This window comes from Ruegeria sp. CF3, from assembly GCF_056537365.1.
On sequence record NZ_JBQFRK010000003.1, the window covers coordinates 232,943 to 248,059 of the forward strand.

Sequence of the window (15,117 nt, forward strand, 5' to 3'; positions counted from 1 at the left end):
ACCCGGAAGCAAACTTGCTGCGACCCTTGGTCTGAAAACCTAGAATTCAGCGCGTTCCAGTGTATATCCGGCTTGATGTAGCTGGTTCAGTAAGCCGTAGTCGTTGCTCAGATGTCCGGCCCCGACAGCGATCACCGCGGTCTGATCCTTCAGGTCCAGAATCTTCTCCATCCAGCTTGCATTGCGCTGCACCAGAAGCTGATCTTCGAAGCCTTTCCATTCGGCTTCAAACTCTTCTGGCGTCATCCCCGAGGCCTCAAGCCCTTGAAGCTTGGCAAGCTCAATGATCGCGGCGTGCTGCTCTTCGATATAGGCGTTGGCCATTGTGATCATCTGGTCGTCCCCAGCCTGCAGCGCCCCGGACAGACGGGTCAGAGAGGCCACTTGTTCTTCCAGCGGATGGCTGTCGAACATCGCGATCAAATCCTCGATCCGCTCTAGCGAGTACTGGGGTATCCCGTGTTGTTCGGCCAGTTCCGTCAGGCGCGTGTCCATGCCGCGATCAAAATCAGGGGTATTCATCAGGCAAGGCGGAATACCCAGCATCATACTGAGAAACCAGGGGCGCATCTTGGCCGCCATCCAGCCAGGAATGCCACGCTCGGCCAGAGTCGCGGACAGCGCTGTCCAATCTTCTTCCGACATCAGGTCAATCAAAGTGGGGCCAGACGTAATCAGGACCGGGCTGAAATCATCGGCCAGATCTTTTTCGAATGCGTCCATTTCGTCCTGTGTGACCTCGAAGAAAAACGCGTCGGCCTGACTCAGAACTGGCTCCAAGCGCTCGACCACGGGTGCCATGCGGGGGTCGCTGGTGTGGAGGGTGCCGATCAGGTGCAAGACGGTCCCGTCTTTTGTCGCGATCCAGTGGTTGCCCTCCGGAAACGGAATGTCACTGATTGTCTTCTCGAGATCAGCTTGACTTTCGGCCGACAGGTCAAGCCTAAGATCTCTCCCTTCGCAGGCCGCATGGGCGGTAATCGGAAGCAAAAGGCCGAGACAAAAGCTGAGCAAGCGCATATGGAACCTTCCGGAAATGGCGAATATGACTAAGACGTACTCCTGCCTTCTTGTCAGTTGCAATGTAGTTTGTCTTCAAACCGTGGCTGGCAATCCGCGCGAAACTACATAGCATAGCGTTATGAAGCTCGAGCAGGACCTTTACCCACCCATCAAAGCCTTGTTGGAACGTCAGGGTTATACCGTGAAAGGTGAAGTTGGCGCCGCCGACATTGTTGCTCTGCGAGACGGGCAGGAGCCGGTGATCGTTGAACTCAAGCTTCGCTTCAGCCTCGCGCTGTTTCACCAGGCCATCACTCGTCTGAAAATAACCGATCAGGTCTACATTGGGGTCTGTAAACCAAAAGGCCGAGCAGCGCGACGGGCGTTGAGGGATAATCTGGCGTTGTGCCGTCGCCTGGGGTTGGGTCTGATCACCGTGCGCTCTGATGGAACGGTCGAGGTTCAATGCGATCCCGGCCCATATGCGCCGCGCAAGGATAAGGTCAGGGCCAAACGGTTGCTGCGCGAGTTTGAACGGTTGCAAGGTGATCCCAATTCGGGTGGTGCAACCCGCCATGGGATCGTAACGGCCTATCGGCAAGATGCACTAAAATGCGCGGCCCATCTGGCAGAGAACGGAGCGGGCAAGGGGGCCGATGTCGCAAAGGCCACTGGCGTAAGTGCGGCGACACGTTTGATGTACGACAATCACTACGGCTGGTTCGAAAAAGTGGAAAAGGGCGTCTACGCGTTGTCTGAGGCTGGGCAAGAAGGTCTGAAACACTGGGCGTACAGCTGGGATCAGCCAGACTAGCTGCCTTGTTCTTGCCTGCTTATCGCGCCGGGCAAAAAAATCTTTCACATATTGTTGACTCGCTTCCTGCAACTCCCTAGCTATGCGTCGTTATCACTCATGAGACCCGAGTGCTAACGCCTCGTCAGTCGGCGAGGGGAGGATAACAAACTTTGAGCCCAAGGAGCTGCAAAGATGGCATTGAAACCGCTTCATGACCGTGTGCTGGTTCGTCGCGTAGAAAGCGAAGAGAAAACCGCAGGCGGACTGATCATTCCCGACAGCGCAAAAGAAAAGCCCAGCGAAGGCGAAGTCGTTGCAACCGGCGAAGGCGCGCGCAAGGACAGCGGCGAACTGATCGCGATGGCTGTAAAAGCTGGCGACAAGATCCTGTTCGGCAAATGGTCGGGCACCGAGGTTCAGGTCAACGGCGAAGAGCTGCTGATGATGAAAGAAAGCGACATCATGGGGATCATCGAGTAAGCGCACCTGCTTTCTCTGATCTTCATTTCAACAGATATTCTCAAGGAGAGACAACATGTCTGCAAAGGACGTCAAGTTTGACACCGATGCCCGTAACCGCATGCTGGCCGGTGTAAATGTTCTGGCCGATGCTGTTAAAGTGACCCTGGGCCCGAAAGGCCGCAACGTGGTTCTGGACAAATCCTTTGGCGCGCCGCGCATCACCAAAGACGGTGTTTCGGTTGCCAAGGAAATCGAACTGGAAGACAAGTTCGAAAACATGGGCGCGCAGATGGTGAAAGAAGTCGCCAGCCGCACCAATGACGAAGCCGGCGACGGCACCACCACCGCAACCGTTCTAGCCCAAGCCATCGTTCGCGAAGGTCTGAAGCAGGTTGCTGCTGGCCTGAACCCGATGGACCTGAAGCGCGGCATCGACCTGGCAACTGCCAAGGTTGTCGAAGGCATCAAAGACGCTTCGCGTGAAGTCAAAGACTCGGCAGAAGTTGCTCAGGTTGGCACCATCTCGGCCAACGGCGAAGCCGAAATCGGCCAGCAGATCGCAGACGCGATGCAGAAAGTTGGCAACGAAGGCGTTATCACCGTCGAAGAAAACAAAGGTCTGGAAACCGAGACCGATGTTGTCGAAGGTATGCAGTTCGACCGTGGCTACCTGTCGCCTTACTTCGTCACCAACGCAGACAAGATGATCGCAGAACTCGACGACTGCATGATCCTGCTGCACGAAAAGAAACTGTCCTCGCTGCAGCCGATGGTTCCGCTGCTCGAGCAGGTGATCCAGTCGCAAAAGCCGCTGCTGATCATTGCTGAGGATGTTGAAGGCGAAGCGCTGGCAACTCTGGTGGTCAACAAACTGCGCGGCGGCCTGAAAATTGCTGCTGTCAAAGCACCGGGCTTCGGCGATCGCCGCAAGGCCATGCTGCAGGACATCGCGATCCTGACCGGTGGTCAGGTCATCAGCGAAGATCTTGGCATGAAGCTCGAGTCCGTCACCATGGACATGCTGGGCACCGCCAAGAAAATCGAAATCACCAAAGACGAAACCACCATCGTCGACGGTGCTGGCGAGAAAGCCGAGATCGAGGCACGTGTTGCTCAGATCCGCACTCAGATCGAAGAAACTTCGTCGGACTACGACCGTGAGAAGCTGCAAGAGCGCGTTGCCAAACTGGCAGGCGGTGTTGCTGTTATCCGCGTCGGCGGCATGACCGAAGTTGAAGTGAAAGAGCGTAAGGACCGTGTCGACGATGCTCTGAACGCGACCCGCGCTGCCGTTCAGGAAGGCGTTGTTGTCGGCGGTGGTGTTGCTCTGGTTCAGGCCGGTAAAGCACTGGAAACTCTGGAAGGTGCAAACGCTGACCAGAACGCAGGTATCAACATCGTTCGTAAGGCAATCGAAGCGCCTTTACGCCAGATCGCCGAGAACGCTGGTGTCGACGGTGCGGTTGTTGCTGGCAAAGTTCGCGAAAGCGACGACGCAGCATTCGGCTTCAACGCCCAGACCGAAGAATATGGCGACATGTTCTCGTTCGGTGTGATCGACCCGGCCAAAGTTGTCCGTACCGCTCTGGAAGATGCGGCATCGGTTGCTGGCCTGCTGGTCACCACCGAAGCAATGGTTGCCGACAAGCCCGCCAAAGAAGGCGCGGCACCTGCCGGCGGCATGCCCGACATGGGCGGCATGGGCGGCATGATGTAAGCTGCTTTAGCCTTAGTGCTTAATAGCGGGGTCGCCTTTGGGCGGCCCCGGTTTTGTTTGGAATGTCTGTTGTGCATTCGTATCATTGGCGCTGGTAGGCTCTGGTCCGAGGAGGGTCGGGATTGGCTCGGCAATCGGGAATGTGAGTGTGCAAATCCCTTTGAAACGGCTATGCGGTTGATATGCGACTGTTTCTTCTGACCGCTTTAACCATGTGCGCCTTCGCCGCGAATTCGATCCTGAACCGCCTTGCTATCGACAGCGGCGCAAGTGATCCGGCGAGATTTGCCATCATCCGAGTTTTGGCTGGTGCCTTGGTTTTAACTGTATTGGTGGCGCTTCGGGGCAGCTCGATCCCTGTTTTTAATCGTCGACGTGTTGTTGGGGCCGGGTCACTGTCGCTTTATATGATCGGGTTTTCAGTAGCGTATCTGACGCTTGATGCAGGGCTCGGTGCGCTGATCCTGTTTGGGGTTGTGCAAATTACCATGTTTGCGATTGGTGCTATGACCGGTTCTGCACCCACTTTGAGACAGATATTGGGTGCCAGTATTGCGCTTGGTGGGCTGGCTTTTGTTCTTTGGCCTGCTGGGACGGTTCAGGTCGACCCGACAGGAGCCGGCTTAATGACGGCTGCCGGGGTCGGGTGGGCCATATATTCCATCGCGGGCCGGTCCGAACCAGATGCATTGTCGGGAACTGCAGCAAATTTCATCATGGCGTTGCCCGTCACGGGATTTGCCCTGTTCCTGCTGGGAAGCAATTGGCAAGTGTCTCCGCTTGGCTATGGGCTGGCTGCGCTTTCCGGAGGCGTCACGTCCGGTCTCGGCTATGCGCTATGGTACCGTGTCGTGCCACAGCTTTCACCGGCGGTGGCCGCGATCGTGCAACTCAGCGTTCCAGTTATCGCAATTGCTGCCGGGGTCATCCTGTTAGCCGAGATGGCAAGTCTAAGGCTTCTACTCGGCGCCGGATTTGTACTCGGCGGCATCGCACTGGCGGTGCTGCGCCGGAACCGTGGCTAGGGGTTCCCTCGGCCTGGGTTAGGCCTTATCTGGCGTGTATGAAATTTCTTGCTGTTCTCCTCTTGTGCCTTATGCCTGCGGTGGCCAATGCGAAATGCGTGGTCCTTCTGCACGGCCTCGCGCGCACAGAGGCCTCGTTTACCGTCATGGAGCAGCTTTTTCATGCGCATGGTTACACTGTGGTTCGTCCCGGTTACCCTTCGACAGACCTACCAATACCAGACCTCGCCAACCAGACTTTACCAGCTGCGTTCGCCGCCTGCGGGGAGGATACGGTTAACGTTGTAGCGCATTCGATGGGGGGCATTCTGCTGCGCTATTGGTTGCAGGACAATGACCCCGAGAATCTGGGACGCGTTGTCATGCTCGGACCTCCTAATCAGGGCAGCCAACTGGTGGACGAGCTTGGCGCCTGGGAGGTTTTCGGCTTTCTGAATGGCCCTGCAGGGCTTGCGTTGGGAACCGGACCAGAGGGTATTCCACGCCGCCTGCCGCCCGTGGACTTCGATTTGGGGGTGATTGCAGGCGAGAACTCATTGAACCCAGTGTTCTCGTCTCTGATCGATGGTCCAGATGACGGCAAGGTATCGATCGAAACCACAAAGGTTGAGGGTATGGCTGATCACATCGTTTTGCCGGTGACGCATACGTTCATGATGAACAACCCACGGGTCATGGCGCAGACCCTGCATTTCATCGAATTCGGACAGTTCGATCCACAAATCACCTGGCTTGACGGGGTGATGGATATCATCGACCAGATCTGCCTTGGGGAAGATTGCTCGGAACCGGACTCGGAGCCCACTCAATGAACTCATTGGAACTGACATTGACCGGCGCGAATGTTCTGTTGCCCGGCGAAGGGGTGTCGCGTGCTGAACTGACGATCGCCGAAGGTACCATTCAATCCGATATGGCAGGGCGGCAGATTGATTTGTCAGGATACCTCATCCTGCCTGGCATCATTGATTTGCATGGCGACGGTTTTGAACGTCACATCGCGCCCCGGCGCGGTGCCATGAAGCAGATGGCAGAGGGCATTTTATCGGTTGAAGCGGAACTAGCCGCGAATGGAATAACCACAGCTGTTCTGGCGCAGTTCCACAGTTGGGAAGGCGGCGTGCGCGGGCCCGAGTTTGCTGGTCAGGTTTTTGACGCCATCGCTGCGGTTCGGGATGATGTTGTAACCCAACTGATCCCTCAACTGCGCTTCGAAACCCATATGCTGGACGACTATGACGGGCTGCCCGAACGCATCGCGGATTGGCAGGTGCCTTATGTGGTTCTGAATGATCATCTACCTCATGACCGGCTGGCTGAGGGGCGAAAACCACCCCGCTTGACAGGGCAGGCACTGAAGGCGGGACGGAATCCCGAAGTGCATTTTGAGATGCTGAAGGCAATGCACAACCGCAGCGCCGAGGTGCCAGCAGCACTGGACAGCCTTTGCACTGTCCTTGCGAACCGAGGAATTCGGCTCGGCAGCCATGATGATACAACGCCGCAGGATCGTGCTGAGTGGCGCGAGCGCGGGGTGATGATCTCGGAATTTCCGGAAACGCTGGAAGCCGCCGAATGTGCCCGGGCGGGCGGAGATCACATCATCCTCGGCTCACCCAATGTTGTGCGGGGCGGCTCACATAAGGGAAATGCCAGCGCGGTGGATCTGATCTCGATGGGTTTGTGTGATGCATTGGCATCGGATTACCACTACCCCAGCCCGCGCCGCGCTGCGCTGATGTTGGTAAAATCTGGCCTGCTGGATATTGCGGGCGCCTGGGCGCTTGTCTCGTCCGGTCCCGCGCGGGTTTTAGGCCTGAAGGATCGCGGAACGCTACAGCCCGAATATCGTGCTGATCTGGTGATACTCGATGCGACAACCCACAAAGTGGCTGCCACACTGTCAGGCGGGTGTGTCAGCTATATGTCCGGTAGTATCGCAACACGTTTCTTGAGCTGATCCCGGCTTCATCTGGCTAAAAATACCTCCGCCGGAGGCATCGCGCGTAAGCGCGATTACCTCATCGCGAAATCCGGTTGAAATGCCCCATCTTGCGGCCGGCCTTGACCTCGGCCTTGCCATAGAGATGCAGTGCTACGTCCCGTTCGCGTGAAAGCTCGGGTACGCGGTCCATGTCATGCCCGATCAAATTCTCCATCACGACGTCCGAGTGGCGCTGACCGTCGCCCAAAGGCCAACCGGCCACGGCGCGAATATGTTGTTCAAACTGATCCACGGCGCAGCCGTTCTGGGTCCAGTGACCCGAGTTATGAACGCGCGGCGCGATTTCATTCACGATCAATCCTTGTGGCGTCACAAACAATTCGACACCCATGACGCCGACATAATCCAGCGCGTTGAGAATGTTGGCGGCCAGCAATACCGCATCTGTCCGCTGCGCCGGAGACAGGCGTGCCGGTATTGTGGTCGTGTGCAATATGCCATCGCGATGGACATTCTCGCCCGGATCGAAACAGGCAACTTGCCCGTCCAGACCGCGTGCTGCGATGACCGAAACCTCGTGGCTGAAGTCCACAAACCCTTCCAGTATGGACGGCGCGCCCGCCATATCAGCCAGTGCCGCCCCGGCATCTTCGGGTGCGCGCAGCCGGGCCTGACCTTTGCCGTCATAGCCGAAGCGTCGGGTTTTCAGGATAGCGGGGGTGCCAATGTCATCAATTGCGGCGCGCAGGCTGTCCAAATCGGAGATGTCTGCAAAGGGCGCGGTTTGCAGGCCTAAGCCTTGTAGAAATGTCTTTTCGGTCAAGCGGTCCTGACTGACCCGCAACGCCTCTCGACCCGGGTGAATGGGGCGGTGTGCCTCAAGCAGATCCAGCGCCTGGGTGGGGATGTTTTCAAACTCGTAGGTGATCACGTCGACCGACTCAGCAAAGGCCTTCAATGCGTCGGCGTCATCATAGGCTGCGGTCGTGACCTGATTTGCAACTTGACCGGCCGGAGGATTTGCGCCCGGCTCGAATATGTGGGACTTGAACCCCAACCGTGCAGCCGCGGTCGAGAGCATCCTGCCCAGTTGACCGCCCCCCAATATCCCGATTGTCGCACCGGGCGCAAGCATATCTGACATCGTCATGTCTCCAATCTCTTGCCAATGGCACTCAGTGCAGCACGCAAGGCATCATGCGCGCCCTCGGATTGCAAAATATCCGTCATCTGAAGGCTCAGTGTGCCCTCGGTCGCAAGCGCGTCACGCTCGGCTGCCAGTTGGCCCGCATGCTCTTTGTGCATTGATGTCAGAAACCCTGACACAAGCTGCGTGGTGTAGAATTCGGCCCGGTCTTTGTCACCGGTCTGATCAGCCAACCAGTCGGTGCCTGTTGCCATAAGGTCCAGGATACCTGGCACCATGGCGCAGATGGCAAAGTGGGCGTTCAACGCGGCCTCACTGGCAACTTTGACCACAGGATTTTCGGGCTCGAACAAATCTGCCAAGAGGCGATCGTTGCCGTAAGCGGCCAACGGGCAACCTCCTGTCTGAAGGAAACCCAGCGGAATCGTTTGCACAAAATCCGATGCCGGCGCGCACAGGCCGGATAGCTGCTCCTCAGAGACGGCGGCCATCACCGAAACAATCTTCTGATCTGCGCGAAAGCTTAGCGGGGCCAGAACGTCCTCGGCCACATGGGGGCGCAGGCAGAGAAACACGATCTCGGACGCATCAATCACGTCTTGCGGAGTGCCAACTTGGACCCCAAGTTCGGCCTGCAGGGCCGAGGATACCTGGGCATTGCGTTCTGTGACGTGAAGATCATGACCTTTTGCAGCCATCAGCCGCGCGATTGGCGCAGCGATGTGGCCTGTGCCGATGAAACCGATACGGCTCATTGCTGAGGTTCTTCCGGGATCGAAGCAGAGAGGGCCTCGCGCCAGGCGTCCAGCCGTTCCGCAAGCGCGGCATCCTGCAGCGCCAGAATGCCCGCGGCCATCAGGCCCGCATTGGCCCCGCCGGCCGAACCGATAGCCATGGTCGCAACCGGAAAACCTTTGGGCATCTGCACAATGGAATAGAGCGAATCTACGCCCGACAACGCGCGGGTTTGCACCGGAACGCCAATCACGGGCACACGTGTTTTCGACGCCATCATTCCGGGCAAATGCGCCGCGCCACCCGCGCCCGCGATAATGACCTGCAAGCCGCGCGACACGGCGGTTTTACCATAATCCCAGAGGCGATCCGGCGTGCGGTGGGCCGAGACGATCCGCGCCTCATAAGCGATGCCCAGCTCATCCAGAATATCGGCGGCCTCTTTCATCGTAGGCCAGTCCGACTGGCTGCCCATGATGATCCCTACTTTCACATCGCTCATCCGCTTACGCCCCTGCCATCGGAAAGAGCGCGCACTATAGCCAAATCCGCATATGTGGCAATGCGGTACGCGCGTCTCAGGCGATGATATCGGGGGTCAATCTGTCTTCGATCACACGGATGATGTCTTTCAGGCGCAGTTTCTGCTTTTTTAGCCGCTTGATCGTCAATTGGTCCGAGGTCCCCTTGGCCTGCAAGGCCTCGATCGCTTCGTCCAAATCACGGTGCTGGCGTCGAAAGACCTCTAATTCCACCCGCAGGACTTCATCGGTTTTCATCGAAAGATCGGTGGGTGCGTTCATGGACGACTCAGTGTTTCAAGTGGTGCTTCTAACACAAGATAGTGTGTCAGGGTTTATCCGGCCAGACCTTGTGGACATCCCTGTATCTTCCCATATTCTATATCACGCGGTTGCCGACATCGGGACCGCAGAATACGTCGCTTTGACAATGAAGGACGAAAATACGTGTCGAAACTTACCTTAGGCTCATACCCGCATCTTTTGGGGTTCGAGCAGTTGGAACGCCTTCTGGAACGGTCTGCAAAGGCCGGAAATGAAGGATACCCGCCCTATAATATCGAGCAGACCTCGGATTTTTCCTATCGCATCACCTTGGCAGTGGCCGGGTTCGCGGAAGAGGACCTGTCGATTACCATCGAGGATCGCCAGTTGGTGATCCGGGGCCGTCAGCGCGACGACAGCGAGGGGCGCATATTCCTGCACCGTGGCATCGCGGCGCGTCAATTCCAGCGCATGTTTGTGCTGGCTGACGGGGTCGAGGTGGGCGAGGCGATCATGGAAAACGGTCTGCTGCATGTGGACCTGACCCGCGCCGTGCCTGAAACCGTGGTTCAGACAATCAACATCAAGAAGGGGTAAGAGCAATGAATACACCGATTGAGATCAACGCCGAAGGCAATCGGATTGTCTATGTAAAGGCCGTTGATGTGGCAGACCTTCCGCAGGATCTGCGCGAGCAGGCAGGCGATCTGGATCAGCTGTATGCTGTCCACGATTCCGATGGGCAGCAACTGGCATTGGTGGCCGATCGCAAGCTGGCCTTTGTACTGGCACGCGAACATGACCTGTCCCCGGTGGCCGTTCACTAGGCCAGCAAACATTCCGCCGAATTGACGTGACATTTTCTGCCTCAGCGGTGATCGTGCCGCTGAATGAAACGCAGGAGTGCGCGATGAGCTGGTATGATTTCGATTGGGTGGATGCGTTCAGCGATCAGGCCTTTGGTGGCAACGGCTGCGCAGTTGTGCATGAGGGTGCAAGGCTGTCGGACGCGGTTTGCATGGCATATGTGCGCGAGACTTCTCTTGTTGAATGCACTTTTACCGGGCCATCCGATATCGCTGATATCCGGGTCCGGTACTTCCTGGCCAGCCGGGAAATCCCATTTGCCGGGCACCCGACCATAGCAACCGTTGCAGCGATGCGATCACGGGGGTTGTTTCAGGGTGATGCTCTGACGCTTGAGACCGGAGCAGGGATTGTATCGATCAAACTGAAAGGTGATGACATCGAAATGACGCAGGTCGCCCCGCAATTCGGCGATCATGTGCCCGCAGATCTGGTTGCCGCCGCCATCAGCCTGCCGGAAGAGGTGGTAATTTCTCCACCGCAGTTCGTTTCAACCGGTCTGCCCTTTTGCATTACGGTCCTGCGCGATCACGAGGCGCTGCGCGCTGCCAAGCTGGATGTTGCTTTGCTCAGTCATATTACCGAAAAGGCCGGTTTCTCGGGGTCGGACATGGCTGAACCGTTTCTTGTAGCACTGAAAGGCGCAACGACTACGGGCGACACATTCTCGCGCCTGATGATGGCGCCCCCCAGCCCGCCCGAGGACCCGTTCACCGGATCGGCCACCGGTGCGATGGCGGCCTATCTCTGGAAACACGGACTGATGGACAAAGAGACATTCATCGCCGAACAGGGCCATGACATGGGCCGCCCCGGTCAGGCGACCGTGACACGCGTTGGACCTTCGGATGCGATGACGGGGATCAAAGTTGCCGGGCGCGGCCATGTCCTGATGCGCGGGCAGGTGAATTTGCCCGACTGAACCAGACCCGCACCTGCGAAAAAGGCCCTCAGAAATCTGAGGGCCTTTGATGTATTTTTTCGTCTTAAGTGATCAGGATGCTGCAATCAGCCCCATGCTTTCCAGCTTAAGCAGAACCTGATGTGCGCAGTTGTCAACCTCGACATTCTCGGTCTCGACGCGCAGCTCTGGGTCTTCAGGGGCGTCGTAAGGGTCGGAAATCCCCGTGAACTCTTTGATCTTGCCCTCACGTGCCAGTTTGTACAGACCCTTGCGGTCTCGGCGCTCGCATTCTTCAATGCTGGTCGCGACATGCACCTCGCAAAATGCACCGAATTGTTCGATTTCTTCACGCACAGCACGACGGGTAGTTGCGTAAGGCGCGATAGGAGCACAGATGGCAATACCGCCGTTCTTGGTTATCTCAGACGCGACATAACCGATGCGGCGGATGTTCAGATCGCGATGTTCCTTCGAAAAGCCCAGTTCAGAAGACAGGTTCTTACGCACGATATCCCCGTCCAGCAAGGTAACCGGACGATCCCCGGTCTCCATCAGCTTGACCATCAAGGCGTTGGCAATGGTGGATTTGCCCGAGCCTGAAAAACCGGTGAAAAATACGGTGAATCCCTGTTGCGAGCGCGGCGGGAAGCGGTTGCGCAGTTCCTGAACAACTTCGGGGAACGAAAACCAATCCGGAATCTCCAGCCCTTCGCGCAGACGGCGGCGCAGTTCAGTTCCCGAGATGTTGAGGATCGTGACGTTGTCCTTGTCCAGGATCTCGTCATTCGGCTCGTATTGCGCGCGTTCCTGCACGTAGACCATATGTTTGAAATCGACCATCTCGACGCCGATTTCGTCCTGATATTTTCGGAACAAGTCTTGCGCATCATAGGGGCCGTAGAAATCCTCACCGGCAGAGTTTTTGCCCGGACCTGCGTGGTCACGACCGACGATGAAATGGGTGCAGCCGTGGTTTGCGCGGATCAACCCGTGCCAGACTGCCTCGCGCGGGCCAGCCATGCGCATCGCAAGGTTCAACAGCGACATCGACGTAGTCGAGGCCGGATATTTATCCAACACGGCTTCGTAGCAACGCACGCGGGTGAAATGATCCACATCGCCCGGTTTGGTCATGCCAACCACGGGATGGATCAGCAAGTTGGCCTGTGCTTCTTTTGCGGCACGGAAGGTCAATTCCTGATGCGCGCGATGCAAAGGATTGCGGGTCTGGAATGCCACGATACGGCGCCAGCCCACTTTGCGGAAATAGGCGCGCAACTCGTTCGGCGTGTCGCGGCGGGCTTTGAAATCGTAATGCACGGGCTGCTGGATGCCAGTGACCGGGCCGCCCAGATAAACTTTGCCCGCTACATTGTGCAGGTAATTCACAGCCGGGTGCGCATCATCATCAGCACCAAAGACCTTTTCCGCCTCACGCGCCTTGTCTGGTGTCCAGCGGTCGGTCACGGTCATGGTGCCGAGGATCACGCCTTCCTGATCGCGCAGGGCAATGTCCTGCCCCAGCTCGATCGATGCGGCAAAATCCTCGTCAACATCCAAGGTGATCGGCATTGGCCAAAGTGTTCCATCGGCGAGGCGCATGTTTTCGACCACGTTGTCATAGTCCGCTTCGCTCAGGAAACCTTTGAGCGGATTGAACCCGCCGTTCATAAGCAGTTCCAGATCGCAAATCTGCCGGGGCTTAAGATCCCAGCTGGTCAGATCAGCGGCTTCTATCTTCAGTTTCTGCGCAGACTCGTAGGAAACATACAGTTCAGAGATAGGGGCCAGATTGCTTAACATCGTCATCGGAAAACTCTTATCGCAGTTCTGTTTGCATTTGTTTCAAGGGTGTTTGCAGGGCATGTGCCTCGGCCTGAGGGTGAAGTCCATAGACTTGCAAAAACTAAGGATGAAATGCGTGGTTTTTTCTCGAAATGGAACGGTTTTCTGTTTTTTGTTTCATGTTATTGAAAAAATCCCGCCGCTCAGGCTCATTAGGCGCATTCTCAGGCAATCTGTTCCAGCGGTGAGGTTTGCGACTCAAGGTCGGCTGCGTGCCTGACGGGCAGGGCAGGGACGGGTTCAGAGACACCGCGCAGGCTGAATTCCCGCAGATCGCGGGGATCACATTGTAACCCAGCCGCGTCCAAAACCTTGTCCGATACAAGGAGCTCAACCCCCAGTGCTTTGGTTTCAGCCTCCAAACGGCTGGCAACATTTACAGCGTCTCCGATGATCGTGCGTGGCGCGTGTTTAGCCGCTCCGATTTCGCCCAGCACAAGATCACCAAGATGTAGACCCATACCAATGCGCACAGGTTGGCTGCCTTCTGCTTGGAGCTGCTGGTTGAAACGCTCCAATGCGTGTCCGATCCCAGCCGCCGCCCTCAGACCGGCACTTGCCGAACTTGCGGCGTTGGCTGTTTCGAACATCGCCAGCAACCCATCGCCCATGTATTTGTCGACAACCCCGCCTTGTGCCGTGATTGCTGGGACAATTGCGTCAAAGAAACGATTCAACAGAAAAACGATATCATACGGCAATTGCCCCGTTGTGCGGGCGGTGAACCCGCGCATGTCCAGAAACAGAACCGCCAGCTGCCGTTCTTGCCCCTGGCTCGCATGCGCACGATCACGCGCGCCGTCGGGGCGGAAAACACGAAATACAGTGAGCGGGTCGGACGGCCGCATCTGGCAGGCCAGGCGGGTCCCCTCTGGCGCGCTGATCGCTTTCAGGCTGCGGGCTTCAACTTCGGTTGGTGGGTGCAACTGATCGGCGCCATCTTCAACCACAACGCGACAGGTCGTGCAGCGCCCCTTGCCGCCACACAGCGCGGTATGTGGGATGCCGTTTGCGCGCGACATCTCCAAAAGGGTCATGCCTTTCTCCGAAACAACTTCTGGACCGTTGACATAGCGCACCCGCACCGAATGCCGCCGCCGCCAAAGCTTGCGCCCGAGATAGACCAAGCCTGTTAGTGCAAGCGCGGCCCAGAATACCCACTGCGCATAGTCTGTGACGGAAAACAAAGACTGAAACTCTTCTTGCGAAGGCCAGTTATAGTATTCGACATACTGTTCTCGTAGATCGGGGTCGGCAAAATCGGCCCAGATACGCCGCCCCTCGGTCAGAAGGCCTGCGAAGGCGAAGCCCGGTACAAAGACGGCGAGACCGATCAGATATGGAACCATCGCGCGCCACCATGTGGTCAACCGTAACCACATGTGTAGCCCAATACATCCGTGGACCCACACCAGCAGAAGTAATAGGCTTTGGAACCAGATCGCGGTGCTGGGCCACATCAGAATGATGATGTAACCCATTTCATCATTCACCCCAAAAATCTCATGCGCGTATCGGGTCTGAACCAAATGTGAGATAAGCTGCAGCGGGATCAACAGGCCAAGAATAACCTGAAGCGCGACGCTGAAAGGCATTCTGAGCGTCCGGCGCTGCGCGAGTGAGATAAGCGCCAGTCCCATGTGCATCAGCAATGCGCCATATATCACGACGCTGCCGATCTCATTACGGCTGACAGCTTTACGTCCGCCCTGCATCCCGTGCAGCAAATCAGTGTGAAACAGACCAAGGCCGATATTGATGAAATGAAAGAACGCAAAGACAAACAGCACGAGGCCGCTTGCGATTCTGAGCCGGCTCATCCATCCGCCGCGCCAAAGAACGTTTTCCAAAAGCTCACCTGTTCTTCGCGTTACTATGGTTGATCCT

At 57.0% G+C, this 15,117-nt stretch carries 16 protein-coding genes; 9 read left to right on the forward strand and 7 right to left on the reverse strand.

Annotation, left to right across the window (positions count from 1 at the left end; all coding sequences use genetic code 11):
• Nucleotides 1–39 precede the first annotated feature (39 nt).
• Nucleotides 40–1,020 carry a TraB/GumN family protein gene (locus ACR0KC_RS12740; RefSeq protein WP_223116850.1) on the reverse strand — a complete coding sequence of 327 codons (981 nt, stop codon included), beginning with the start codon at nt 1,018–1,020 and terminating at the stop codon, nt 40–42.
• A gap of 121 nt (nt 1,021–1,141) precedes the next feature.
• On the opposite strand from ACR0KC_RS12740, the gene ACR0KC_RS12745 reads away from it, so the two are divergent.
• The 6 genes from ACR0KC_RS12745 (at nt 1,142) to ACR0KC_RS12770 (ending at nt 6,962) form a co-directional block, all read left to right on the forward strand.
• Entirely contained in the window at nt 1,142–1,816 is a 675-nt protein-coding gene (locus ACR0KC_RS12745) for a DUF2161 domain-containing phosphodiesterase (protein WP_223116849.1), read from the forward strand.
• 174 nt (nt 1,817–1,990) lie between these two features.
• Nucleotides 1,991–2,278, forward strand: coding sequence for a co-chaperone GroES (groES, locus tag ACR0KC_RS12750; protein WP_010441779.1), 288 nt, complete (start codon nt 1,991–1,993; stop codon nt 2,276–2,278).
• 55 nt (nt 2,279–2,333) lie between these two features.
• On the forward strand, nt 2,334–3,977 hold the full coding sequence (gene groL, locus ACR0KC_RS12755) for a chaperonin GroEL (RefSeq protein WP_170392413.1): 1,644 nt from the start codon (nt 2,334–2,336) through the stop codon (nt 3,975–3,977).
• A 182-nt stretch (nt 3,978–4,159) separates the two neighbouring features.
• The gene (locus tag ACR0KC_RS12760; RefSeq protein ID WP_480706884.1) at nt 4,160–5,002 is read left to right on the forward strand and encodes a DMT family transporter; all 843 of its coding nucleotides are present in this window, start codon (nt 4,160–4,162) and stop codon (nt 5,000–5,002) included.
• 38 nt (nt 5,003–5,040) lie between these two features.
• Nucleotides 5,041–5,814 carry an alpha/beta fold hydrolase gene (locus ACR0KC_RS12765; RefSeq protein WP_170512508.1) on the forward strand — a complete coding sequence of 258 codons (774 nt, stop codon included), beginning with the start codon at nt 5,041–5,043 and terminating at the stop codon, nt 5,812–5,814.
• Entirely contained in the window at nt 5,811–6,962 is a 1,152-nt protein-coding gene (locus ACR0KC_RS12770) for an alpha-D-ribose 1-methylphosphonate 5-triphosphate diphosphatase (RefSeq protein ID WP_480706882.1), read from the forward strand. Before ACR0KC_RS12765 ends, ACR0KC_RS12770 begins: the two co-directional genes overlap by 4 nt.
• A 61-nt stretch (nt 6,963–7,023) precedes the next feature.
• Here ACR0KC_RS12770 and ACR0KC_RS12775 read toward each other — a convergent pair whose 3' ends face one another.
• The 4 genes from ACR0KC_RS12775 to ACR0KC_RS12790 form a co-directional block, all read right to left on the reverse strand.
• Nucleotides 7,024–8,091, reverse strand: a complete 1,068-nt coding sequence (locus ACR0KC_RS12775; protein ID WP_480771927.1) for a 5-(carboxyamino)imidazole ribonucleotide synthase — start codon at nt 8,089–8,091, stop codon at nt 7,024–7,026.
• Nucleotides 8,092–8,093: 2 nt separating this feature from the next.
• Nucleotides 8,094–8,849: an NAD(P)-binding domain-containing protein gene (locus ACR0KC_RS12780; protein ID WP_480771928.1), complete on the reverse strand. Its 756-nt coding sequence runs from the start codon at nt 8,847–8,849 to the stop codon at nt 8,094–8,096.
• Entirely contained in the window at nt 8,846–9,331 is a 486-nt protein-coding gene (gene purE, locus ACR0KC_RS12785; protein ID WP_170392399.1) for a 5-(carboxyamino)imidazole ribonucleotide mutase, read from the reverse strand. The genes ACR0KC_RS12780 and purE overlap by 4 nt, the downstream gene beginning before the upstream one ends.
• A gap of 76 nt (nt 9,332–9,407) precedes the next feature.
• The gene (locus ACR0KC_RS12790; RefSeq protein ID WP_480771929.1) at nt 9,408–9,632 is read right to left on the reverse strand and encodes a YdcH family protein; all 225 of its coding nucleotides are present in this window, start codon (nt 9,630–9,632) and stop codon (nt 9,408–9,410) included.
• Between the two features lie 165 nt (nt 9,633–9,797).
• On the opposite strand from ACR0KC_RS12790, the gene ACR0KC_RS12795 reads away from it, so the two are divergent.
• From ACR0KC_RS12795 to ACR0KC_RS12805, 3 genes are all read left to right on the forward strand, one after another.
• Nucleotides 9,798–10,211, forward strand: coding sequence for an Hsp20 family protein (locus tag ACR0KC_RS12795; protein ID WP_010441788.1), 414 nt, complete (start codon nt 9,798–9,800; stop codon nt 10,209–10,211).
• Between the two features lie 5 nt (nt 10,212–10,216).
• Nucleotides 10,217–10,441 carry a DUF1150 family protein gene (locus ACR0KC_RS12800; protein ID WP_170392397.1) on the forward strand — a complete coding sequence of 75 codons (225 nt, stop codon included), beginning with the start codon at nt 10,217–10,219 and terminating at the stop codon, nt 10,439–10,441.
• 83 nt (nt 10,442–10,524) lie between these two features.
• Entirely contained in the window at nt 10,525–11,403 is an 879-nt protein-coding gene (locus ACR0KC_RS12805; protein WP_480706878.1) for a PhzF family phenazine biosynthesis protein, read from the forward strand.
• A gap of 72 nt (nt 11,404–11,475) precedes the next feature.
• Here ACR0KC_RS12805 and ACR0KC_RS12810 read toward each other — a convergent pair whose 3' ends face one another.
• Nucleotides 11,476–13,194: a bifunctional sulfate adenylyltransferase/adenylylsulfate kinase gene (locus ACR0KC_RS12810; protein WP_170801983.1), complete on the reverse strand. Its 1,719-nt coding sequence runs from the start codon at nt 13,192–13,194 to the stop codon at nt 11,476–11,478.
• 200 nt (nt 13,195–13,394) lie between these two features.
• Nucleotides 13,395–15,050, reverse strand: coding sequence for an adenylate/guanylate cyclase domain-containing protein (locus ACR0KC_RS12815; RefSeq protein WP_480706876.1), 1,656 nt, complete (start codon nt 15,048–15,050; stop codon nt 13,395–13,397).
• Nucleotides 15,051–15,117: the final 67 nt, after the last annotated feature.